General features: G+C 63.7%; 21 protein-coding genes. 13 read left to right on the top strand and 8 right to left on the bottom strand.

Features of this window, described 5'->3' with window-relative positions:
- Both QZ501_RS10065 and QZ501_RS10060 read right to left on the bottom strand, forming a co-directional pair.
- A partial coding sequence (locus QZ501_RS10065; protein ID WP_295719203.1) for a magnesium chelatase domain-containing protein occupies positions 1 to 817 on the bottom strand: 817 nt, incomplete at its 3' end.
- 33 nt (positions 818 to 850) lie between these two features.
- Positions 851 to 1,114 (bottom strand): accessory factor UbiK family protein, encoded by a 264-nt coding sequence (locus tag QZ501_RS10060; RefSeq protein ID WP_151440672.1) that lies wholly within the window; start codon positions 1,112 to 1,114, stop codon positions 851 to 853.
- 301 nt (positions 1,115 to 1,415) lie between these two features.
- On the opposite strand from QZ501_RS10060, the gene glnK reads away from it, so the two are divergent.
- A complete protein-coding gene (gene glnK / locus QZ501_RS10055) occupies positions 1,416 to 1,754 on the top strand; it encodes a P-II family nitrogen regulator (RefSeq protein WP_095616411.1) in 339 nt (112 codons plus the stop codon).
- Between the two features lie 70 nt (positions 1,755 to 1,824).
- Positions 1,825 to 3,069 (top strand): ammonium transporter, encoded by a 1,245-nt coding sequence (locus tag QZ501_RS10050; protein WP_295719200.1) that lies wholly within the window; start codon positions 1,825 to 1,827, stop codon positions 3,067 to 3,069.
- 65 nt (positions 3,070 to 3,134) lie between these two features.
- Here the strand turns inward: QZ501_RS10050 and QZ501_RS10045 are convergent, their stop codons facing one another.
- From QZ501_RS10045 to speE, 3 genes are read right to left on the bottom strand one after another with little or no spacing between them, the layout of a single operon-like run.
- Positions 3,135 to 3,992, bottom strand: coding sequence for a class I SAM-dependent methyltransferase (locus tag QZ501_RS10045; protein ID WP_295719198.1), 858 nt, complete (start codon positions 3,990 to 3,992; stop codon positions 3,135 to 3,137).
- A complete protein-coding gene (locus tag QZ501_RS10040; protein WP_295719196.1) occupies positions 3,989 to 5,203 on the bottom strand; it encodes an MFS transporter in 1,215 nt (404 codons plus the stop codon). The genes QZ501_RS10045 and QZ501_RS10040 overlap by 4 nt, the downstream gene beginning before the upstream one ends.
- Positions 5,204 to 5,246: 43 nt before the next feature.
- On the bottom strand, positions 5,247 to 6,134 hold the full coding sequence (speE, locus tag QZ501_RS10035) for a polyamine aminopropyltransferase (RefSeq protein ID WP_151440676.1): 888 nt from the start codon (positions 6,132 to 6,134) through the stop codon (positions 5,247 to 5,249).
- A 120-nt stretch (positions 6,135 to 6,254) separates the two neighbouring features.
- Between speE and speA the strand changes: the two genes are divergently transcribed.
- The 8 genes from speA (at position 6,255) to QZ501_RS09995 (ending at position 16,101) form a co-directional block, all read left to right on the top strand.
- Complete coding sequence (speA, locus tag QZ501_RS10030; RefSeq protein ID WP_295719193.1) at positions 6,255 to 8,144, top strand: biosynthetic arginine decarboxylase; 1,890 nt, start codon at positions 6,255 to 6,257, stop codon at positions 8,142 to 8,144.
- 117 nt (positions 8,145 to 8,261) lie between these two features.
- Positions 8,262 to 8,858, top strand: a complete 597-nt coding sequence (locus tag QZ501_RS10025; protein ID WP_225741732.1) for a sigma-70 family RNA polymerase sigma factor — start codon at positions 8,262 to 8,264, stop codon at positions 8,856 to 8,858.
- Positions 8,855 to 9,496: a ChrR family anti-sigma-E factor gene (locus tag QZ501_RS10020; protein WP_295719188.1), complete on the top strand. Its 642-nt coding sequence runs from the start codon at positions 8,855 to 8,857 to the stop codon at positions 9,494 to 9,496. The genes QZ501_RS10025 and QZ501_RS10020 overlap by 4 nt, the downstream gene beginning before the upstream one ends.
- Before the next feature lie 11 nt (positions 9,497 to 9,507).
- On the top strand, positions 9,508 to 10,251 hold the full coding sequence (locus QZ501_RS10015) for an SDR family NAD(P)-dependent oxidoreductase (RefSeq protein WP_295719186.1): 744 nt from the start codon (positions 9,508 to 9,510) through the stop codon (positions 10,249 to 10,251).
- Positions 10,252 to 10,331: 80 nt separating this feature from the next.
- The gene (locus tag QZ501_RS10010; protein WP_295719183.1) at positions 10,332 to 12,107 is read left to right on the top strand and encodes an acyl-CoA dehydrogenase C-terminal domain-containing protein; all 1,776 of its coding nucleotides are present in this window, start codon (positions 10,332 to 10,334) and stop codon (positions 12,105 to 12,107) included.
- 78 nt (positions 12,108 to 12,185) lie between these two features.
- On the top strand, positions 12,186 to 13,091 hold the full coding sequence (locus QZ501_RS10005; RefSeq protein ID WP_295719180.1) for a phospholipase A: 906 nt from the start codon (positions 12,186 to 12,188) through the stop codon (positions 13,089 to 13,091).
- Positions 13,092 to 13,304: 213 nt separating this feature from the next.
- Positions 13,305 to 14,180, top strand: a complete 876-nt coding sequence (locus QZ501_RS10000; protein WP_151440683.1) for a LysR family transcriptional regulator — start codon at positions 13,305 to 13,307, stop codon at positions 14,178 to 14,180.
- A gap of 61 nt (positions 14,181 to 14,241) precedes the next feature.
- Positions 14,242 to 16,101 (top strand): diguanylate cyclase, encoded by a 1,860-nt coding sequence (locus QZ501_RS09995; protein WP_295719178.1) that lies wholly within the window; start codon positions 14,242 to 14,244, stop codon positions 16,099 to 16,101.
- A gap of 5 nt (positions 16,102 to 16,106) precedes the next feature.
- Here QZ501_RS09995 and QZ501_RS09990 read toward each other — a convergent pair whose 3' ends face one another.
- The gene (locus QZ501_RS09990; protein WP_295719177.1) at positions 16,107 to 16,748 is read right to left on the bottom strand and encodes a TetR family transcriptional regulator; all 642 of its coding nucleotides are present in this window, start codon (positions 16,746 to 16,748) and stop codon (positions 16,107 to 16,109) included.
- A gap of 82 nt (positions 16,749 to 16,830) precedes the next feature.
- On the opposite strand from QZ501_RS09990, the gene QZ501_RS09985 reads away from it, so the two are divergent.
- From QZ501_RS09985 to QZ501_RS09975, 3 genes are read left to right on the top strand one after another with little or no spacing between them, the layout of a single operon-like run.
- Entirely contained in the window at positions 16,831 to 18,012 is a 1,182-nt protein-coding gene (locus QZ501_RS09985; protein WP_160898400.1) for an NAD(P)/FAD-dependent oxidoreductase, read from the top strand.
- A gap of 9 nt (positions 18,013 to 18,021) precedes the next feature.
- A complete protein-coding gene (locus QZ501_RS09980; protein ID WP_160898399.1) occupies positions 18,022 to 18,891 on the top strand; it encodes an EamA family transporter in 870 nt (289 codons plus the stop codon).
- Entirely contained in the window at positions 18,888 to 19,808 is a 921-nt protein-coding gene (locus tag QZ501_RS09975; protein ID WP_295719174.1) for an alpha/beta hydrolase, read from the top strand. The genes QZ501_RS09980 and QZ501_RS09975 overlap by 4 nt, the downstream gene beginning before the upstream one ends.
- Here QZ501_RS09975 and QZ501_RS09970 read toward each other — a convergent pair.
- Positions 19,783 to 22,971 carry an efflux RND transporter permease subunit gene (locus QZ501_RS09970; protein WP_295719172.1) on the bottom strand — a complete coding sequence of 1,063 codons (3,189 nt, stop codon included), beginning with the start codon at positions 22,969 to 22,971 and terminating at the stop codon, positions 19,783 to 19,785. The two genes, QZ501_RS09975 and QZ501_RS09970, sit on opposite strands and share 26 nt — an antisense overlap.
- The coding region (locus QZ501_RS09965) for an efflux RND transporter periplasmic adaptor subunit (RefSeq protein ID WP_295719170.1) at positions 22,971 to 23,578 on the bottom strand (608 nt) is incomplete at its 5' end. The genes QZ501_RS09970 and QZ501_RS09965, both read right to left, overlap by 1 nt.

Below are 23,578 nucleotides of genomic sequence, written 5' to 3'. Positions count from 1 at the left end.
GGTGGGGTGCCGGGTAGGGTGGCGTGCGCCATCCCCGCGCCTGGCTGAACGAGCCCGCCACTGAGTGCACGGAGGCAACCTCCAACGCCACCTCCCGCGCCAACGGTGGCAGCAGCCCTGACAAGCGGCTCGCCAGCATGCTCTTGCCGGTCCCGGGCGGACCGTGGAACAGCAGGTTGTGGCCCCCGGCAGCGGCGATCTCCAGGGCCCGCTTGGGAATGTGCTGCCCCTGAACGTCCGCCAGATCCGGCACCGCTCCCTGCCCCAGGTCGTCCGCCTCGCGGGGCGCAATGGCCGTCAGCCGCTGTTCGCCTTTGAGGTGGGCACAGACGCCGAGCAGATGGTCCGCGGCGAAGGTATCCTCCTGGCTGGCAAGGGCTGCTTCGTCGGCATTGCCTGCGGGCACCATTATGGTGCGCTCCATTCCGCGCGCGCCCATCACGGCGGGCAGTATGCCCTCCAATGGACGCAGGCTGCCGTCCAGCGCGAGTTCTCCCAGGAACTCCATCCCGGCCACGGCCTCCGGCTCAACCTGCCCGGACGCGGCCAGTATGCCCAGGGCGATGGGTAGATCGAAGCGGCTGCCTTCCTTGGGCAGATCGGCGGGCGCCAGGTTGATGGTGATGCGGCGGGCGGGGAAATCGAAACCGCTGTTGAGCAGGGCACTGCGCACCCGGTCCTTACTCTCGCGCACGCCCGCCTCGGGCATGCCTACAATGGACAGTGACGGCAGGCCGCCGGAAAGGTGGGTCTCAACGGTAACGGCGGGGGCATCCACGCCCACCCTTGCCCGTGTGTGGATCACGGCAAAACTCATGGCAACATCCCTGTTGTTGGTGGTGTTGTGCGGTTACTGCTGGTCGCGGCCCAGTTGCTCTTCCAGCGCCGCAACGCGCTTCTCAAGCGCCTCGACCTTCTCCCGCGTGCGGGTAAGGACGGCGGACTGGGCATCGAACTCTTCCCGCGTTACCAGATCCAGTCGATCGAGTACCGAGGTCACCGCCATGCGCACGTGCTGCTCCACGTCGTCCCGGGCCACCCGGGCCATATCCGGCATGAACTGGTCCAGTTGACCACGCAGTTCGCTGAAAAGATCCTGGGGGCTACGGGGCATGGCTCCACTCCTCGGTTCATTAATGGCGGTATGCTAGCACAGCGGCCAGGGCGCTCCCACAGGCCGCCGGACGCCCAATGTTGGGTCACGTCGGGTGCGAATGCGCTACAATGGGGCAATGCAGCCGGGCCGAACCCCGGCGGCATCAGATAACTTCCTGTTTTTACAGTTCGTTTCTGCGTTGGCACAGGGCGTGCAAAGGCCTGCGCAGAGTCCGCACAACCTGCTGCGGGCCTGGTACGCACCCCGATTAAGGCCGCCATACCCAGTTCGGCTGGGCCGGCAACGAAAGGAGAAACCCATGAAACTTGTGACAGCGATTATTAAGCCGTTCAAGCTTGATGACGTGCGCGAAGCCCTGTCCGAAATCGGTGTCCAGGGTGTCACCGTCACGGAAGTCAAAGGCTTCGGCCGGCAGAAAGGCCACACCGAACTCTATCGCGGCGCGGAATACGTCGTTGATTTCCTGCCCAAGGTGAAAGTCGAGATCGCCATCAGCGAAAAGCTGCTGGACCAGGTCATCGAGTCCATCTCGAAGGCCGCCAATACCGGCAAGATCGGTGACGGCAAGATCTTCGTCAGTGAGATGGAGCAGGCGATCCGGATCCGGACCGGCGAGACCGGCGAGGAAGCTGTCTGACGGCCGGTCACTCCAGACGCCAGAACACCATTCCCGAAGTTGAAAAGCCTTGTGCGGAGGGCTTATTCCAATGGAAAACACAGTTAACGAACTGCAGTTTGCGCTCGATACCTTCTACTTCCTGATCTGTGGTGCCTTCGTCATGTGGATGGCGGCAGGCTTCACCATGCTTGAGTCCGGACTGGTCCGGGCCAAGAACACCACCGAGATCCTGACCAAGAACGTTGGTCTCTATTCCATCGCCTGCATCATGTACATGGTCTGCGGTTACGCCATCATGTACGGCGGCGGCACCTTCCTGTCCGGCATCATGGACCCCGGTGTCTCCGAAGGCTTCACCTATGAAGCGGTTTCGACCTACGCGCCGGCCTCGGATTTCTTCTTCCAGGTCGTGTTCGTGGCAACCGCCATGTCCATCGTCTCCGGGGCCGTGGCTGAACGGATGAAGCTCTGGGCGTTCTTCGCCTTCACCGTTGTCCTGACCGGTTTCATCTATCCGATGGAAGGTGCATGGACCTGGGGCGGTGCGGCCGTATTCGGCATGTACAACCTCGCTGAGCTCGGCTTCAGTGACTTTGCCGGTTCCGGCATCGTGCACATGGCCGGCGCGGCCGCTGCCCTGGCCGGCGTTCTGCTGCTGGGCCCGCGTAAGGGCAAGTACGGTCCCAATGGTGAGGTGCGTGCGATTCCGGGCGCCAACCTGCCGCTGGCCACACTGGGCACCTTCATCCTCTGGATGGGCTGGTTCGGCTTCAACGGCGGTTCCGTGCTGGCAGCGGCCAGCGTTGAGTCCGCCAATTCCATAGCCATTGTGTTCCTCAACACCAACACCGCTGCTGCCGGTGGTGCCGTGGCTGCACTGATCGTCTCCCGGCTGATGTTCGGCAAGGCCGACCTGACCATGCTCCTCAACGGGGCGTTGGCCGGACTGGTTGCCATTACCGCCGAGCCCTCCACCCCGACACCGCTGACTGCCACGCTCTTCGGCGCCCTTGGCGGTATCCTGGTGGTCTTCTCGATCGTGACACTGGACAAGTTGCGCATCGACGATCCGGTAGGCGCCATCTCCGTCCACGGTACTGTGGGTCTCCTGGGCCTGCTGCTGGTGCCGATCACCAACGGCGGCGCGAGCTTCAGCGGCCAGATCATCGGTGCCCTGACCATCTTCGTCTGGGTCTTCGTGGCCAGCCTGGTTGTCTGGGGCATCCTCAAGGCCGTGATGGGCATCCGGGTCACCGAGGAGCAGGAGTACGAAGGCCTCGACATTGCCGAGTGCGGCATGGAAGCCTACCCCGAGTTCGAACACACCAGCTGATCCGGACAACGCGTAACAAAGCAGGCAAGACAGGGGCGCCCCCACGGGGCGCCCTTTTTCATGGTTCAGCCAGTACCGGCTGCCACCACGCGCACCACCGCATCGCCACGATTGGATGGCAGCTCCACGTATTCCCGGTATTCCGCCGGGTCATGGACCCGCACGCCGGCAAAACCAGCCCCCCGGAATACCCGCTCCACCTCGCCAGCATCCGCGAAATGGAAGGTCACATCACTGTCACTGAGCCGCCCCAGCGCGTTCGCCCCCATACGGATGGCCCGACTGAACGCGCCACTGCGTGGCACAAGATAGGTCTCCATGAGATATCGACTGCCTGGATGGCGCGCACCAAGAGCGGCTATGCGTTCCCAGAACGGGACCATATCCTCAAGCGTGAAGTAACTGGTCAGCCCCTCGGTGATCACCACAATGGGCTCACCGGGCCGGAAGCACTGCTCAACCACGCTTTCCATGGATTCCGCCCCCTCCCGGTGAAAGACATTGAGTGGTAACACCTGATGCCCCTCGCTCAAGGCCCCCTCCTGCTCCAGGGCACGGCGCTTGCGCTCGGCCATGCCCGGCATGTCGGTCTCCATATAGGTCAGCTCCGGGAAACACTGCCGGAAGCGGTGGCCTCGGGGGGACAGGCCGCTGGCAATCTCCAGCACCTGGGTAACACCCTCCTCCCGGATCCAGTGCTCCAGAAGGTGGTCCATGATGCGGTGGCGCTGCAGCAGGATGGTGCGCAGGTTGCTGCCGCCCAGAGTGCGACTCAGCCATTCCACGGGTACCAGCCCGCGGTACAGCCAGGGCCCCGCCCCGGACCCAAGCCATTGTGGCGCCAGGTCGTTGCGGCGCCAGACCTCCCCGGTATAGAGGCCAGTGAAGCTTATGGATGCGGTGTCGTCGGACTGTCGTCTCATGATCCGGAGGCCTCCCCTGTCCATAGCCCTGAAGCGGCGGCCGCCCGCTGCCAGTAGACCAGCATCGCCAGGCCCACACCGGCAACCGGCAATGAAAGCACCAGACTCCCGGACCAGCCCAGCAGGTGATAGAGCGCACCCGCTGTCAGTGCGCCCACCGCGGCCAGGCCGGAGACAACCGTATCGTTGATGCCCTGGATACGGTGCGCCCGCTCCGGTGAGTGGCACAGCGTCAGGAACGCGCTGCCACCCACGTAGAGAAAGTTCCAGGCGACCCCAAGGAGAATGAGTGACGGAACCACGAATACCGGCGCCCTGCCCGGCATCCCGATGAGGGCGGATAACGCCAGCAGCAGAAAACCGAGCGTCAGAACACGGCCATGCCCCAGTCTCTCCAGCAACCGCCCGGTGAAGAACGAGGGCAGGAACATGGCCACCACATGGAGCTGGATGGCCACGCCCACCAGCGTGTGGCTGCCCGGCCCGCTGTTGAGGGCCAGCGTGGACTGGACCATGAGCAGGTTCATGACCATATAGCCGGCGCCCGCGCAGTACATGGCCAGAAAAGCTCCGAAGCCGGCCATGGCGGGTGGGACGGCGGGCGCCGGCGCCGCCTTCCCTGCATCCGGTGCTGTCCCTCCGGCATTGAGCCCCGGCACCGTGAGCATGACCAGGAAAGTGACCGCACCAGCCAGTGAGAAGATCAGGTAACTGTGGGCGAAGGACTGGCCTTCGAACAGGGCCCCGGCTTCCAGCGTGAGCAATGGCGCCAGGATGCCGGCCAGGACGCCACCCGCTGTGACCAGCGCCACCGCCCGCCCTCTCAGCTCCGCTTCAACCCCATCGGTGGCGGCGAACCGGTAGTAGTTGGCGTGGGTAATGAAGATGCCCAGCAGCACATGGCTGAGGATCAGCCCGGTGAAGGAGCCACCGCGGATGGCCAGATAGCCGGTCACACCCGCCGCCATGGCGAAACAGGCGCCCATCAGGAAGACGGGCCGCCGCCCCAGAGCTCCCATGAGCCTTGAGACCGGGTAGGCGCACAGGATCACAACCGCGAACTGCAGGCCATAGGGCAGTGTGGTCATCCAGGGGGTGGGCGCCAGTTCCGAGCCCACAATCGCGGCGACCGACACCGAGGCCACCGCACAGGTCAGAAACAGGGCCTGGCACAGAGCCAGCAGATAGACACGTTGCTGTTGTCGGGTCATTCAGAGCACTCCTTTGCGTTTGCGTCCGGTTTCAGTCGAGGCTTCACCCTTCGCCGCCGACGGGATGATCCTCGCCGATGATATCCTGCAGGAAGGGCGGTGTCGCCAGGGCTCCCCGGTGCACGTCCGCGCTGTAGTAGCGGGTCGGGAAGGGGCGCGCCCCGGCATCCGCCTCCCGGAAGTGTTCGAGCGGCGTCACCTTGCCCGCAATGGTGCAGCTCCACCAGCCCGTGGGGTAGACGGGCTGCGGGAACACCAGCGTCTTGCTGTGATGGTAGCCCGCAGCTTTCATGTCCTCATGCGCCTTGCGGATGATCGATTTCGGCCGCTCCATCAGCGGCGACTCGGTCTGCTGCACCATCAGGCCGTTCTCCCCCAGCGCCATGTAGCAGTCGCGGTAGAAATCCTTCGTGAACAGCCCTTCCGCGGGGCCCACCGGGTCCGTGCTGTCGATGATGATGACATCGAAATAGCCCGGATCCGTGTCCTGGATCCACTTGATGCCGTCGCCAAAGAAGAAATTCGCGCGCGGATCCTCATTCGCCTCGCACAGCTCCGGGAACCACTGCTCGGAAAGCTCTGTCACACGCTGATCGATTTCCGCCTGCCAGACCTCTTCCACACCGTCATGGCGCAGCACCTCGCGCAGCGTGCCGCAGTCACCACCGCCAATGATGGCGACCCGCCTGGGATTGCGGTGAGTGAACAGCACCGGATGGGCCATCATCTCGTGGTAAAGGAAGTTGTCCCGGGTGGAGAGCATGACGCAGCCATCAATCGCCATCAGATACCCGAATGTCTCGGTCTCGTAGATGCTGATGCTCTGGTAGGGCGACTGCTCCGCGTGCACCCTCCCCTTGATACGGAGCGAGAAGGCAATGGACTCCTCCGGGTAGATCTCGGTGAACCAGTTATCGTCGAGTCCGCTCATGGCTCTCTCCTGCGCCTGGGTAAAGGGATCATTGTACGACCCGCCGGCAACGGACAGAAGCCTGTTCCATAAACGCCCGCGGCCTTACAATCCCCGGAAAGCCATCTGCCCGGAGCCCGCATGCACAGTGATACCCCTGGCCGCACCTGGAACATCGATCGCTGGAGCGAGGGCTACGTCACGGTCGGCACCGGAGGTGAGCTGCGCATCAACCCCGATACCCGAAGCCCAGGGGTGTCGCTCGCCAAGGTCGTGGCACAGGTGCAGCGCGAGGGTGCCCGCCTGCCAGTGCTGATCCGCTTCAGCGACATTCTCCGCCACCGTGTGAACCGTCTGTGCCGTGCTTTCAATGAGCCCATCCGGAACCTTGGCTACGAGGGAGGCTACACCGCTGTCTATCCCATCAAGGTCAACCAGCAGCGCCGCGTGGTGGAAGAGATCCTGCGCAGCGAACCGGCCGCGGGAGAGGGCCAGATCGGTCTGGAGGCCGGCAGCAAGCCGGAACTCTTCGCGGTGCTGGCTCTGGCCCCACCCAATGCCCGCATCATCTGCAACGGCTACAAGGACCGCGAGACCATCCGCCTCGCCCTGATGGGGCAGCGCCTCGGCCACCGTGTCTTCATCGTGGTGGAGAAAGCCTCGGAGCTGCCGCTGATCCTGGACGAATCCCGCCGGCTGGGTGTCCGCCCTCTCATCGGGGTTCGCGCGCGGCTGGCCACCATTGGCGAGGGCAACTGGCAGAACACCGGCGGCGAGAAGTCCAAGTTCGGGCTCTCCGCGCAACAGGTCCTGACGGTGGTGGAGCAGCTGCGTGAGGCCGATGCCCTGGATCGCCTGCAGCTGCTGCATTTCCACCTGGGGTCCCAGATCGCCAACATCCGGGACATCCAGACCGGCCTGCGCGAGGCGGCACGCTTTCACCATACCCTGCACGAAGCGGGCGCGCCCCTGAATACCGTGGACGTGGGCGGCGGCCTGGGCGTGGACTACGAGGGCACCCGTTCGCGCAGTGCCTGCTCCATGAACTACAGCATGGAGGAATACGCCCGCCAGGTGGTGCAGACCTTCCACGAGTCCTGCACCCATAACAACCTGCCCCACCCGCACCTGATCACCGAATCCGGCCGCGCCATGACCGCCCATCACGCGGTACTGGTGACCAACATCATTGACCGGGAAGCGCCCGAGGCGGCCATCCCGGAAGCGGTCCCCGAAACCGCCCCGGCGCCACTGCGCAGCCTCTGGGCGGATTATCAGGCGCTCAGCGGCGACGGGCCCGAACGCTCGGCCGTCGAGATCCATCATGATGCGGCGCAGGCCATGGCGGACGTTCAGACCGAATTCGCCCATGGACTGCTCTCTCTGCAGCAGCGCGCCCAGGCGGAACAGCTCCAGCGCCAGGTGGCCATGCGGCTGCGCACCCGCCTCAACCCCGGCAACCGCGTGCACCGCGACCTGCTTGATGAGCTTAACGAACAGTGCGCGGAACGGCTGTTCATGAATCTTTCGATCTTCCAGTCACTGCCGGACATCTGGGGCATTGACCAGATATTCCCCATCCTGCCGCTGCAGGGACTGGACCAGCCGACCACGCGACGGGCGGTGCTGAGGGACATGACCTGCGACTCCGATGGCCGCATCGACCACTACGTGGATGGCGACGGGATTGAGACCAGCCTGCCCCTGCCCGATGCCACGGACGTGGATCAGCTCGCCTTCTTCATGACAGGCGCCTACCAGGAGATCCTGGGGGACATGCACAACCTGTTCGGCGACACGGACGCCGCTGATGTCAGCCTGGATGCCGCGGGCAACGCCCAGGTCACCCACCTGGCCCAGGGTGAGACGCTGGCCAGCGTGCTGCGCCAGGTCAACCATGACCCGGAGAACCTGTTCCGCCAGCTGGAATCCCGGATCGAGACCGCCGGACTGGCGGACGAGGAGCGTCTGCGGCTTCTGGAACAGATCCGCCAGGGGCTGGGGAGCTACACTTACCTCACCGACCACTGATCCGTACCCGTACCGCCCGCGTAATTCTGTCCAGGTTTGGATTTCCCAACATGGCAACGGGCACCTACAATGGAACTCATAAGAAGCAGCCAGACGGCAGCAACCAAGAGTCGCAACGTGACCACAGCCCCGGACAGTTCGCGCGCCGAGCGCAGCAAGGACCACTGGAGCCAGCTTCTGGAGCGGGTCGCCAGTCATCAGGACAGGGCGGCCTTCCACGAGCTGTTCGAGCACTTCGGTCCCCAGATCAAGTACTATGCCATTTCCAATGGCATCGCCCATCAGGCGGAAGAGCTCGTCCAGGAGGTCATGATTTCCATCTGGCGACGGGCGTGCACCTATGACTGGCGCAAAGCGGCTGCCTCCACCTGGATCTTCACCATTGCCCGTAACCAGCGCATCGATATGCTGCGCAAGATCCAGCGCGGCAGCGCCGAGATGGCCATCGAAACGGAAGACCTTTGGCAGATTCCCGGGGACGATGAGAAGGATCCAGTGCCCTCCCTTCACCGTATCATTGCCGAACGGCGTATCCGTGACTCCTTCGAACATCTGCCACAGGAACAGCTGACCGTGCTCAAACAGGTCTATCTCGAACACAAGTCGCACCAGGCCGTGGCTGAGGATCTCGACATTCCACTCGGTACCGTCAAGAGCCGTGTCCGTCTGGCACTGGGCAAACTGAAAGTGATTCTTCAGGATCAGGATCTATGAGTACCCATCATCCCGATGAAGTCCTTCTGATGGAGTACAGTGCGGGAACGCTCTCCGAGCCCATGGCCCTGTGCATGCGTATGCATCTCGACCGGTGCTCCCATTGCCGCGGCCAGCTGGACATGCTGAACAGTCTGGGCGCGATCATGCTCGACCACAGCCAACAGGCCAGCCGGGTCTCCGACGATCTGTTCGACAATATTGTCGCGCAGATTGACAGCGAACCGGCGCCCCGTGAGGCGGAGACGGAAAAGCCCACCCATGATTCCCCGCTCGAACGGCTGCTTGGCAGTGACCTTCAGGAGCTGCCCTGGAAGCGCCAGCTGGCGGATGTCAGCGTCTATGACCTGAGCGACCGCTTTCCCGGGGATGAGCGCGTCACCCTGCAGAAGCTGTGCGCGGGTGGACGGGCCCCTTCCCACAGTCACCACGGCTCCGAGGCCACACTGGTGCTGACCGGTGCCTTTGCCGATGCCAATGGTGTATTCAGCAAAGGGGACTTCGTGATCCTTGATCAGCACCACGACCACCAGCCGGTGGCACTGCACGGTGAGGACTGCATCACCCTCTCGGTGATGGACGCCCCCGTGAAGCTCACCGGCCGGCTGACGCGGCTGCTCAACCCCTTCATCCGCTAGCCCCGGGGCTGATGGATACCCTGGTTGCCGGAATCAGTGGTGGCATCGGCCTGGCGCTGGCGGCCCATGAGCTGCAGCGCAATCCCGAAACCCATGTGGTCGGACTGAGCCGTAACGCTTCCCGGAACCACGAGGCCTGCGCCCTGGCGGAGGCCTTTCCCGGGCGGCTCAGCCTGGTGGATGCGGATGTGGCCGAGAGGGGCACCCTGGATGCTGCCCTTTCTGACCATTTACCCGGGGATGCCCGGGTTACCCGCATTCTCTATGCCGTTGGTGTGCTCCATGGCGAAGGGCTGTTTCCGGAAAAACGGCTGGAGGACGTGGACCCGGAGGCCATGCTGTACAGCTACCGGGTCAATACGCTGGGATTCCTCAACACCGTACAGGCGCTGCTCCCATGGCTGCGCCACCGCGATGCCAAGCTGATCGCCGCGGTTTCCGCCAAAGTCGGCTCCATTGGCGATAACAGCTATGGCGGCTGGTACGGCTACCGCTGCAGCAAGGCCGCCCTCAATATGGCGGTGCGCAATCTCGCTATCGAAACACAGCGCCGGCTGCGGCCCGCAACCGTGGTGGCCCTTCACCCCGGCACCACCGAAACGGCCCTGACCGCCCCCTTCCCACAGTCCCTGGCTCACCTCAAGGTGCACAGTCCCGCTGATACCGCCGCCAACCTGTGGACGGTTTTGGACGGGCTGGGTCCCGAGGACAGCGGTCGCTTCCTGAGCTGGGATGGCTCGGAACTTCCCTGGTAACCCTGAACCAGCAGCCCGCCTCATCCGTAATCACTGTTACATCCTGAATCTCCATTCACCTCACCATAGCGAGGCGTTTCATGGCCTACGATGCACCGGTTACCGATTACCGCTTCCTCCTTTACAACGTACTCGGCGCCGATCGCCTGTGCGAACTTGAGCCCTACGCCGAGGCCACTCCGGATCTGATCAACGCCATCCTTGAGGAAGGCGGGCGTTTCATGCGGGACATCATGGAACCCACCAATGTGCCGGGTGACCGTGAGGGCTGCCAGTTCAATCCGGACGATGCCAGCGTCACAACGCCTTCTGGTTTCCAGGAGGCCTACCGCCAGTTCTCCGAAGGCGGCTGGACCTCGCTGGACGCGCCAGTCGAGTACGGCGGCCAGGGCCTGCCGCACATCCTCAAGTTCATTATCGATGAGATGGTGTGCGCCACCAACCTGTCGCTGGGCATGTACCCGGGGCTGACCCACGGCGCCATCAGCACCCTGCACGAGCACGGCTCCCGGGAACTGAAGGACACCTACCTGGAGAAACTGATCTCCGGCGAATGGACCGGCACCATGTGCCTGACCGAACCCCAGTGCGGCACCGACCTGGGCCTGATCCGCACCAAGGCCCAACCGGATGCCGACGGCAGCTATCGGGTCAGCGGCACCAAGATCTGGATCACCGGCGGTGAGCACGACCTGACAGACAACATCGTGCACCTGGTGCTGGCCAAGCTGCCAGACGCGCCCAAGGGCACCAAGGGCATCTCTCTGTTCGTGGTGCCCAAGGTCATCCCCGAAACCGGTGAGCGCAACAGCATCTTCTGTGGTGGTCTGGAGCACAAGATGGGGATCAAGGGCTCTGCCACCTGTGTCATGAACATGGACGAAGCCAGGGGCTGGCTGGTGGGTGAACCCCATGACGGCATGCGCCAGATGTTCACCATGATGAACGAAGCCCGGCTGATGGTAGGCATGCAGGGGCTTGGCCTGGCCGAATCCGCCTACCAGGTGAGCCTCGGGTTCGCGAAGGAGCGCCTGCAGAGCCGCTCCCTGGCCGGCCCGAAAAACCCGGAGGGCCCTGCAGACCCGGTCATTGTCCACCCGGACGTGCGCCGCATGCTGATGCGCCAGAAAGTGCTTAACGAAGGCATGCGCGCCATGGCCCTGTACGCCGGGCATCAGCTGGACCTTTCCAAGGCCCACCCGGACGCGGAGACCCGCCAGACGGCGGACGACATCGTCCAGATCATGACCCCTGTGGTGAAAGCCTTCCTTACGGACGAGGGCTACGCCAACGCCAACACCGGCCTGCAGGTGCTGGGCGGTTCCGGCTTCACCCAGGACTGGCCCATTGAGCAGTACGTGCGCGACGGTCGCATCGCGCGCATCTATGAAGGCACCAATGGCATCCAGGCCATGGACCTGGTCGGACGCAAGCTCAGCCTGCACAAGGGCCGCCTGGTGCAGAGCCTGTTCGCAGACATGACCGACTACCTGAAACAGCATCCCGACTGCGCTCACCGGGACCAGCTGAAAGCCGCACTGGCAACTCTGGAAGAAGCCGTCAACTGGCTGAACACCAACGCACGGCAGGACCCGGAGCAGGCTGGTGCCGCGGCCTCGCCCTTCCTGCGACTCACGGGGCTTACCGTCATCGCCTTCATGTGGGTGCGCATGGCTGAGGCTGCCCGGCAGGCTATCGCCAGCGGCGAGGGCAACCAGGCCTTCAATGAGGCCAAACAGGTCTCAGCGCGTTTCTTCTTCGACAAGCTTCTTCCGGAGAAGGATGCCCTGCTCGCGGACATCGTGGACGGCAAGGAGAGTCTTATGGCCCTTGATGACGACCAGTGGGCCCTGTAAACCATCACGCCGCACCCGACGCCGGGCCCAGTGCCCGGCGTTTTTGTGTGCGACCCATGCCTGGCGTAAACTCCGACCATGAAGCGACTACACCACCTGACACTGCTGATGACCTTCCTGGTCGGGCTCTACACGGTCCCCAGCCCGGCACACCCTCATGAGGACACCGACAGCGAGGCGGAGGCAACCTCCGAACCGCACCCCCGGGAGCGCATGCTCGGCGAGTCAAGCATCCTCCAGCCCCACCGGCGCAACTACCTGCTGCCGGCCACGCGGACAGGATCGCCCAACCAGATACCCACCACCCCCACCTATACGCCGCAACCCCATGGCGAGCAGGTGGAAAAGGAGGAGGTCAAGTTCCAGCTCAGCTTCCGCCTGCCCCTGCTGACCGGTGTGTTTGAAGGCCCCAACCGGCTGTGGTTCGGCTACACCCAGCTGGCGTTCTGGCAGCTGTACAACACCGAGGAATCCTCGCCGTTCCGCGAGATCAACTTCGAACCCGAAATCTTCATGACCCATAACCTGGGGTGGGAGATTGGCCCGGGCGAACTCGAGACGCTCATCATCGGTCTCAATCATGAATCGAATGGCCGTGAAGAGCCTTTTTCGCGCAGCTGGAACCGCGTGAAGGCGGGCATGGTCTACAGCACCGACAACTGGACGATCGCCCTGGAGCCCTGGTACCGGCTCAAGCCCTCAAGGGCAGAAGACGATAACCCGGACATTGAGCGGTATCTCGGATATGGCGAGCTCAACGCGGTCTACAACCCCACGGGAACCCACGCACTCGGCATCTCGCTGATGAATAATCTGAGGGATGAAAACAACCGGACCTCCGTCGAGATCAACTGGTCCTTCCCGGTAAGCGAGTCCATCAAGGCCCACATCCAGTACTACAACGGCTACGGTGAGTCCCTCATCGACTACAACGAACGCACCCACCGCATCGGGCTGGGCGTCTCCCTGAACGACTGGCTCTGAGCAACAGCGGAATCGGAAAGGAATGGGCAGGCGGACGCCTGCCCATGGAAGGGGCTGCCGGCCAGCCGAGGAGCCTGACCGGTAACCGGCTGCATCACAATGCACGGGCAAACCCGCTCTTCCCTGAACCCGCGCCTTGATGCTGGTTACACTTTACTCACGGCAATCGATGATGGAAAATGATTATTTCTATTCGATCCGTGAGTTATGCTCATGATTCAGCGGCACCATCTTGAAATCCTCATGGCCCTGCACGAAAAGGGCACCCTTGGCGAAGCCGCCAGTCACCTCTGCCTGACCCAGTCGGCCCTCTCCCATTCCATGCATAAGCTGGAGGAGCAGAGCGGGGCCCGGCTGTGGTCCAAGCAGGGCCGACGCCTGCAGCTGACGCAGGCCGGCAGCTACCTGCTGGAACTGGGCCAGCAGCTGCTGCCGCGTCTGCAGGAGGCGGATGCGACCCTGCGCGCCTTCGGTGAAGGGCGGCGCGGCCGCCTGCGGATCGGCATGGAATGCCATCCCTGCTACGAATGGCTGCTGACGGTTGTCCAGCCCTACCTGCGGCGCTGGCCGGACGTGGACCTGGACGTGATCCAGAAGTTCCGCTTCAACGGCCTCGAAGCCCTGACCCAGCACCGGATCGATATCCTCATCACCAGCGATCCCGTGTTCAGCAGTGACCTCTGCCACACACCGGTCTTTGACTACGAGCTCATGCTCGTGGCCGCGCAGGAACACGCCCTTGCCGGCGGCGGTGCCGTCACGCCGGAGCGCCTCAGCCAGACACGACTGATCCACTTCCCGGTGGCCCGGGAACGGCTGGATGTGTTCACTCACTTCCTCTCACCGGCCGGGCTGGAACCGCTCCACCAGCAGGAAGTGGAAGCCATGGAGATCATGCTCCAGCTGGTGGCGGCCAACCGGGGGGTCTGTACCCTGCCGGACTGGCTGGCTGAACGCTATCGCGACAGCCACCCCATCGCTACCCGGCGCCTGGGTGAGGAAGGGGTCCACAAGACACTGTATCTGGTGTACCGCCAGGCCGACGCCGGCATTGATTACCTGGCGGACTTCGTGGGTTACGGTCGGTAACCAGAGAGCAACACGGCATCCCGGGGCCGCCACTACACTGAGCGGAAAAGGGATGCTGATAATGAGCCGCATACTGATTCGGTTGCTACTCTACGGACTCCTGCTGCTGGCAGGCCCCGCGTCCGCAGAGACTGCCCAGTGGTCCGGGAACGAACGGAACCTCCCACTTGAGGGCCATACCCAGTCGTGGGTCGACACCAGTGGCGACGCCAGCCTCGGTGACGTCCGCAGCCTGCCGCGTGAAGCCTGGACCCCGGAAGAGCCGCCGTCCATCAGCCACGGCTATGTGGATGAGCCCTACTGGTTCCGGACCCGGATCCACAACCCCACGGACACTCCGCTCAATCCCTATCTGGAAATCGGTTACCCCGCACTGCACCACATTGACCTGCATGTACTCAGCGATGGCGAGACCGTCCAGACACAGACCATGGGCAATCAGCTGCCTTTCGGGCAGCGCCCGCTGGAACACCGTAATTTCGTGATTCCGCTGCAACTCGCACCCGGGGAAACACTGACGGTGCTCATGCGCGTGGAGACGGGCAGCTCCATGCAGGTGCCGCTAACCCTCTGGGAATCGGAAGCGTTTCTGGTCTATGAACAGTCCGACCTGCTGTTCCAGGGCATCTATTTCGGCATTGCCGTGGCCATGATCTTCTATCACATATTCGTCTACATCGCGGTGCGCGAACGGGCCTTCCTCTACTACATCGGTTACATCTCCGCCATGCCACTGTTCCTCGCCACGCTTGGCGGCCTCGCCTACCAGTTCCTCTGGCCCGGCGCGACCTGGTGGAACAACCAGCTGATGATGATCTTCCTGATGAGCGTGGTGGTCTTCGGTGCCCTGTTCACCATCCGCTTCCTGTCCATCAACAGCGACAACCATCCCTTCCTGCTGCGGGCTACCTCAAACCTGATCGCTGCCGCCCTGCTCATCATCCTGGTGGCCCTCTTCGTGCCCTTCAGCACCATTGTACTGCCGAGCATCGGCGTGGCCTTCGTGGCCTGCTGCCTGATGCTTCTTGTGGGAATTGTCCGTCTCCTCAAAGGAGTACAGGCAGCGCGTTACTATACGGTTGCCTGGTTCGCGATGCTTGCCGGCGGCATCATCCTGGCCCTGAGCAAATTCGCCCTGCTGCCCAACACCGTTTTCACCCAGAACGCGGTCCAGGTGGGCTCGGGCCTCGGAGTCATTGTGCTCTCATTCGCCATTGCGGATCGCCTCAACAAGGAGAAAAAAGCGGCGCTGGAGGCCCAGCAACAGGCCCTGCGCGAGGAGCGCAATGCCCGCATGGCACAGGCGGAGACACTGCGGGTCCAGGAAGAGGCCAATACACGCCTGGAGCATCGGGTGCACGAGCGTACCGAGGCCCTGGAAGCCGCCAATGCCAAGCTGCTGGAATTCAGCACCACGGACGCCCTCACCGGCCTGCGCAACCGCGGCTACTTCGAAGAGGTTTTCCCGAACTATTGCGTGGAAGCATTCCGTTACCGCCAGCCGCTGTCCGTAATGGTCCTGGACATTGACCACTTCAAGGCCTTCAACGACCGTTACGGGCACCTGGTGGGTGACGACTGCCTGCGGATGGTGGCGGAATGCATTGCCAACCTGGTGACACGCCCCGAGGACATTGTCGCCCGCTATGGTGGCGAGGAGTTCGTGGTGGTGCTCCCGGATACCACGGCTGAAGGGGCCCGCTGCGTGGCCGAGCGGATCCGCCGGCGGGTGGCCGAAACGCCTTTCCAGGTCTCCCGGGAGACCATCCACCTGACGGTAAGCATCGGCATCAGCGGCCGGATTCCCGAGACGGTTGAGATCACGCAGCGCCTGTTTGAGGACGCGGACCAGGCTCTATATGCCGCCAAGCATTCCGGACGCAACCGGGTCTTTGTCGGCAGCGATGGGCAACCGGCCTGATGGCTCTAGGAGCATGCCAGGCTGGCATCCAGACCCGGGGAAAGTATCTCGGCCATGGCCCCCATGAACTGGCGGCGGAGGAAGCGCTCCGTCTCCTTCTGGATGGCTTTCTGCTGCTCCGGGTACTCAATGTAATCCATACCGCGGAACAGCATGAACCGGACCACGGTCCGGGCAATGTCCAGCACCGTGGTCCGGTCCACCTGGGGGACCAGCTCCCGCTCGGTCACGTCATCGGCCATCTCGCTGGCGGCCTCCTCCAGCTGCCGCGCCAGGGCCTGCCTGAGCACCAGTGAGGGCCCGTGAAGTTCCCGCACCGCGACCATGACCACCGCCGGGTTAACGCGGAAGTACTCGTACACGAAATAGACCGAATCGTGGGCTGCCTGGTCCGAGGTCGCCGCCGCTGTGCGCAGACGCCGGACCTGACGCTTGACCTCGGAGGCGATGCATTCGAGCACGAACAGGCCGAAATCATCCAGATCCGAGAAGTGACGGTAAAAGGTGTTGGGATTGAGGCCGGCTTCACGGGCCAGCTCCCGGATACCCAGCGAACTGATGCTGCGACTGCTGGTCACCAGGCGCAGCGATGCCTGGAGCAGTTTCATCTTCCCTTCCGGGATGGACTGGGTGCCAGGTCCGATCATCGGCCTCTTTCCACTGGTTCACTCGGGTTCACGGGCCTTAGAATACGCGCTCAGCAGCACATTCGGACAGGCCACCCCCATCATGCCCACCACCTATGACGTCATCATCATCGGCGCCGGCGCCGCCGGGCTCATGTGCGCCGCGACTGCCGGCTACCGTGGCCGGCGTGTGCTGGTGATCGAGCACGCACGCCGCCCCGGGCGCAAGATCCTGATGTCCGGTGGGGGGCGCTGCAATTTTACCAACCTCAACAGCACCCCGGCGAACTTTCTCTCGGACAACCCGGGGTTCTGTATTTCCGCCCTCAAGCGCTACACCCCCGAACACTTCCTTGAGCTGGTGGAACGCCATGGCATCGAGCACGAGGAAAAAGCGGCGGGGCAGCTGTTCTGCCAGGACTCAAGCCGCGAGATCGTGGATCTTCTGATGACCGAGGCCGAGTGGGCTGGCGTCGATGTCATGACGCGCACGACGGTGGCAACGGTCGCCACCTCCGATAGCGGCTATACACTGGCGACCAGCGCTGGCGAATTCCACGCGGAAGCCCTGGTGGTTGCCTGCGGCGGCCTTTCCATCCCCACCATGGGGGCCACTGGTTTCGGCTATGAGCTGGCCCGCCAGTTCGGGCTCGATATCATACCCACCCGGGCCGGCCTGGTGCCCTTTACGCTAGCGCCGGAGCTCCGGGAGCAGCTGGCGCCACTGGCGGGCATCAGCTGCCCTGTGGCGGTCTCGTGCAACGGTGAACGATTCCGGGAACCCATGCTGGTGACCCATAAAGGGCTGAGCGGCCCCGCCATGCTGCAGATCTCCAGCTTCTGGGAACCCGGTGATGCCCTGGGGATCGACCTGCTGCCGGATCAGGATGCGAGCCAGTGGCTGACGGAACAGCGCCAGAAGCACCCGAACCGCAGCGCTGCACGGGCCCTCGGCGAGGAACTTCCGAAGCGCTTTGCCCAGGCCTTCTCGGAACTCCAGGGCTGGCGGGAACCGCTCCAGCATTTCAGCAGGGCAGACCTGACGCAGGCGGCACAGACCCTCAATGGCTGGCAGTTGACGCCGGCGGGCACCGAGGGTTACCGGACCGCCGAGGTTACCCTGGGCGGCGTGGATACTCGCTCGCTGTCCTCAAAAACCATGGAAGTCCACGACCAGCCCGGGCTTTTCTTCATCGGCGAGGTGGTGGACGTCACCGGCCACCTCGGCGGGCATAATTTCCAGTGGGCCTGGGCCTCCGGCGTCGCCGCCGGCCAGGCGGTCTAGGAGCAGCGTATGATCATCCTTGTTCTCGTCACCATCCTCTGGGCCTTTTCCTTCAGCCTGATCGGCGTCTATCTCGCCGGGAACGTGGACAACGACTTCGCCGTGCTGACCCGTGTGCTGTGCGGCGCGTTGGTGTTCCTGCCGCTTCTGCGCTGGCGCGGCGTTCCAGGCGGCTTCCGGCTGGGGATGATGCTGGTCGGCGCCAGCCAGTTCGGCATCACCTACCTGCTGCTGTACCGCTCATTCGCCTTCCTGACGGTGCCGGAGGTGTTGCTGTTCACAGTCTTCACGCCCATCTACATCACGCTTATGGATGACGCCCTCCACCGCCGGTTTGCCCCGGTGGCCCTTATGGCTGCCGCACTGGCCACGCTGGGGGCGGCGATCATCCGCTACGATGGGCTCAGTGAGTCCTACATCACCGGCTTTGTCATGCTGCAGGGCGCCAATCTCGCCTTTGCCGCCGGCCAGGTCGGGTACCGGCGCCTCTATGAGCGCTATTCGCTGACGGCGCCCGCCTGGCGGCTGTTCGGCTACTTCTTCCTGGGCGCCATACTGGTGGCGCTGCCGTCCTTCCTCATATTCGGCGACCGCACCATGCTGCCCGCCACGCCCTGGCAGTGGCTGGTTCTGGGCTGGCTGGGCTTCGCCGCCTCCGGGGCCGGCCTGTTCTTCTGGAACCAGGGGGCACGGAAAGTGGATGCGGGCACCCTGGCAGTCATGAACAATGCCCTGGTGCCCGCGGGACTGCTTGTGAACCTGCTGATCTGGAACCGGGATGCGGACCTGCTCGCGCTGGCTCTCGGCGGGGGACTGATCGGGATTTCGCTCTGGGTCAACCAGTACTTCCGCCCTGACCTGAAGGACGCTGCGGCATGAGCATCGACATGGAGGAACCTACACAGGTCCATACCCTGCGGACACCGGATAACCGGCAACTGGTGGGCCTGGAAACGGGCGCGGAAGACGGCATACCCGTAGTCTACGCGCACGGCATGCCCGGCTCAGCGCTGGAGGCTCTGTTCTTCCATGAACAGGCACGGATAGCCGGTTTCCGGATACTGGCGCTGGACAGGCCCGGCATCCGTGGCTCCAGTTACCAGCAGGACCGGACGCTGCTCGACTACCCCCGGGACCTGGCCCTGTTCCTGGATCACCTGGGGATCGATCGCTGCATCCACATGGGCTGGTCCAGTGGCGGATCCCGCACCCTGGCTGCCGCCCATGAACTGCCCGGGCGGATACGGCTCGCGATACTGCTCTCCAGCTATACCCATTTCCGGGAAATGGCCGGTGCCCGGCGACTGTTGCTGCGCACGCTCTGGCCCGGGCCTGTCATTGCGGATATCAGTCCCGCCCTGTTCCGGGCGACCGTCGCGCTGATCACCGCCATTGCCCAGCGGCGGCCTGATTTCTACATGGCCCGGGCACGCAGCCTGTTCAGCGACGCGGACCACGCCATCCTGGGAGATCCTGGCCAGATCCGGCGCTTCCGCGCCAGCCAGCTGGCCTGCCTCAACTCAGGCGCCCACGCCATTGCCACGGACCTGCTCACGGAGATGGGCGACTGGGGATTCCGGCTCGGGGCCATCCGGACACCAACACTGGTCCACCAGGGCGCCGAGGATCAGCTTCTGCCCCCGGCCTACGCCCGGCACCTGGCCGCAACCCTCCCTGATGCCGAACTCACCATGCTCCCCCACTCCGGCCACTTCTACCCCCTGAGTCGCCCCTTTCAGGGGGATCTGTTCCAGCGTATCCAGGAGGCGCTCAGCGCACCTCCCGCTCACCGATGAACAGATAGTAGGCCAGCGGCACCACGATCACCGTCAGCAGGGTGGACATGGCCAGCCCGAAGATCAGTGAGATCGCCAGACCGTTGAAGATCGGGTCCGTCAGGATGAAGAAGGCCCCCAGCATGGCGGAGACGGCGGTCAGCGCTATGGGCTTGATGCGCACGGCGCTGGCCGTCACAACCGCCTCTTCCAGCGGTGTCCCCTCGCGCAGCAGATCCCGGATGAACACCACCAACAGGATGGAGTTGCGCACGATGATGCCGGCCAGCGCGATCATGCCGATCATGCTGGTCGCGGTGAATTCCTTACCCAACAGCGCATGGCCCGGCATGATCCCGATGAGCGTCAGTGGGATGGGCATCATCACGATCAGCGGCAGCCCGTAGGAGCCGAACTGTGCCACCAGAAGCAGAAAAATGGCGATGATCCCAACGGCATAGGCGATCCCCATGTCCCGGAAGGTCTCATAGGTGATCTGCCACTCCCCGTCCCATTTGATGGCAGCCTCATCCGGCCATTCCGGCTGCTGGATGTAGTACTGGGGCAGGTCTTCCAGGTCCTCGGCCATACGGAACATGCCGTACAGCGGGGAGTCCACGTCGCCGGCCATGTCGGCAGTGACGTAGGTGACCGGCATCAGGTTCTTGTGATGGATCGCCCCGGGCCAGCTGCTGGGCTCGATTGAGGCCACCTGCGCCAGCGGCACCCTATCGCCGGAACGGCTCCGGACCTTGAGGGACAGCAGCGCCGCTTTCTGAGCCCTGTCGCCTTCATCCAGGATCACCCGTATCGGAACGGCGTACTTGGCGTTCGGATCGTGGAAGTATTCAAGATTGCGCTTGCCCAGTGTGGTCGAGAGCAGCTCCACCACCTGGGCCTGGGAAACGCCCAGCGTGGCCGCCCGCTGGCGGTCAACCACCACACGCCAGCGCTCCACAGGGGCCTCCACCGTGGTGTCGATATCCACCAGCCCCTCGACACCTTCCATACGCCGTGCCAGTGACGCCGCCTCCCGGGCACGCACCTCCGGACTGGGGCCATAGACCTCGGCAACCAGCGGCGACAGCACCGGAGGCCCCGGCGGCACCTCCACCACCTTCACGGCAGCCCCATAACGTTCACCAATCTCTGTGAGGGGCTCACGCATCGCCTGGGCAATATCGTGGGAAGCCTTTTCCCGCTCGTCCTTCAGGTTGATCTGGAGGTCACCCTGCCAGGGTTCCTGGCGCAGATAGTACTGGCGCACCAGCCCATTGAAGTTGATGGGTGACGCCGTACCGGCATAGGCCTGCCAGTTGGTAACAGCCTCGTGACTCTCCAGATAACCACCCATCTCCGTCAGGACTTTCTGGGTGGTCTCCATGGGAGTGTCCTCAGGCATATCCACCACCACCTGGAGCTCCGACTTGTCATCAAAGGGGAGCATCTTGAGGATCACCAGCATGAACACCGGCAGGGCGGCAGCGCCCAGCGTCAGCGCGATGACCCCGGATGCCAGCCCATGGCGCCGCCAGGGATGATTGCCCATGAAGGGCGTCAGAACCCGGCTGAAGAGACGGTAGAGGCGGGGGTTAACTTCCTCCGCTTCGGCACCCTCCGCCTCTTTCGCCCGGTCCCGGGGACGCACCAGCCGCAGTGCCAGCCAGGGAGTAAGGATGAACGCCACGAGCTGTGAAAGCACCATCCCGGCCGAGGCATTGATGGGAATAGGGCTCATATAGGGGCCCATAAGCCCCGTCACAAATGCCATTGGCAGAAGGGCGGCCATGATGGTGAGGCTCGCCATGATGGTTGGGGTCCCAACCTCATCCACCGCAGCAGGGATCACCCGGATGGCAGGGGCATCGGAGTTATGGATGCGCCGGTTGACGTTCTCGACGATCACAATGGCGTCATCCACCAGGATCCCGATGGCGAAGATGAGCGCGAACAGGGATACCCGGTTCAGGGTGAAGCCCCATGCCCAGGAAAACACCAGCGTCAGGAGCAGGGTCAGAAGCACCGAAAGACCGACCACCATGGCCTGGCGCCACCCCATGAACGCCAGAACCAGAAGCATGACGGACAGGGTGGCCATGATCAGGTCCGAGATGAGCTTGCGTGCCTTGTCACTGGCGGTCTGCCCATAGTTGCGGGTGGTGAGCACCTCAACATCATCGGGTATCACCCGCCCCCGCAGCTGTTCGAGCCGGTCTGAAACAGCGGCGGTTACATCAATGGCGTTCTCGCCGGCTTTCTTGGCAACGGCCACCGTCACTGCCGGATAGCGCTGACCGGGTTGACCCTCACCCGCAGGGCCAAAGCCCAGCTGCACCGACGCATCCGGTACCGTGCCGCCACGGCTGACCGACGCCACATCCGAAAGGTGAACGGCAGCCCCATTGCTGTGCGCCACAACAAGCGACCTGAGCTCCTCGACCTGCTGGAGTGGCTCCCCCGGCTGAACCGGGATGGACAGCCCCGCACGCGTAACCCTGGTTTCCTGGCCGGTGGCATTGGCGGCCCGGACCGCCTGCTGGAGATCACTGATGCCCAGGCCATAACCGGCCAGGCTGGCGGGCTCAACCCGCACATCGATGCGATCCGGCACACCACCGACCGTGTAGATATCCCGTGTACCGGGCACCCGCTTGAGTTCCGTCTCCAGGGTATGGGCAAGACGGGTCAGGTCTTCGCCACTCTGGCGCCTCTGCGGGTCATAGAGAGTCAGGGTCATGACTGGAACGTCATCAATGCCCCGTGGCTTGACCACGGGTTCGCCCGCTCCCAGGCCCTCGGGGAACCAGTCGCGGTTGGACTGGACCTTGTTGTGGATGCGCACCAGGGCTTCGCGCCGCGGCAGCCCCACCTCGAACTGGACCGTAATGACCGCCTGGCCCTGGCGCGAGACCGAATAGATGTCCTCAACGCCCCGGATCTCGTCCAGGATCTGTTCGCCCGGGGTGGCGATCAGGCTCTCCACCTCACGGGCACTGGCCCCGGGAAACGGCACCATGACGTCCACCATGGTGACGTCGATCTGGGGTTCTTCCTCCTTGGGCGTCACGATGACGGCAACAATACCGAGCAGCAGCCCGATCAGTGCAAGCAGAGGGGTGAGGCGACTGTTCTGGAAGACACGCGCGATCTGTCCGGATGGGCCCAACCTGCCATTCGGTGCCATCAGTACAGGGCCTCACGACGCACGGATTCACCCTCACTGACACCGGAGAGCACTTCCACCAGCCCATCCCGGCGGCTCCCGAGACGCACCTGGCGCAGACGGGGCTCGTCATCCGGGCCGCGCACGAACACGGCACGCAGTTCACCACGCCGATAGATGCTGGACTCGGGCACCCAGAGTGCCTCGCGCGTATCGGTCGGAATGCCCACACGCACCAGCATACCGGGGAAGAGACGGGCCTCGGGGTCGGCAAGCTCAAGCCTCAGCCGGAAGCTGTGGCTACGCTGATCCGCATAGGGGTAGAACGTCATCCCATCGGTTTCGAGCTGTGCCCCGCCATTGAGGGTAACCACTGCCTCACGCTCGGAGCGCACGCGCTCCGCGTACTGCTGGGGAAGAGAGACCACCACCCGCAGCTGCTCCAGCGACAGACCCCGCATCAGCGCCTGCCCTGGCGAGACGGATTCCCCCACCTCGACCATGCGCTCGGTCACGATGCCACTGTAAGGGGCGTGTACACGGGTGTAACTGAGCTGCTCCCGTGCTTCGGAAAGTGCGCCTTCGGCGCGTGAGACACGGGCTCTGGCTGCATCAAAGCGATTCCGCG

This window comes from uncultured Halovibrio sp. (assembly GCF_913056445.1).
In the GTDB taxonomy this organism is placed as follows: domain Bacteria; phylum Pseudomonadota; class Gammaproteobacteria; order Pseudomonadales; family Oleiphilaceae; genus Halospina; species Halospina utahensis_B.
Note: the sequence above shows the minus strand (reverse complement) of the source record. Positions and strands in the feature narration are given on the sequence as shown.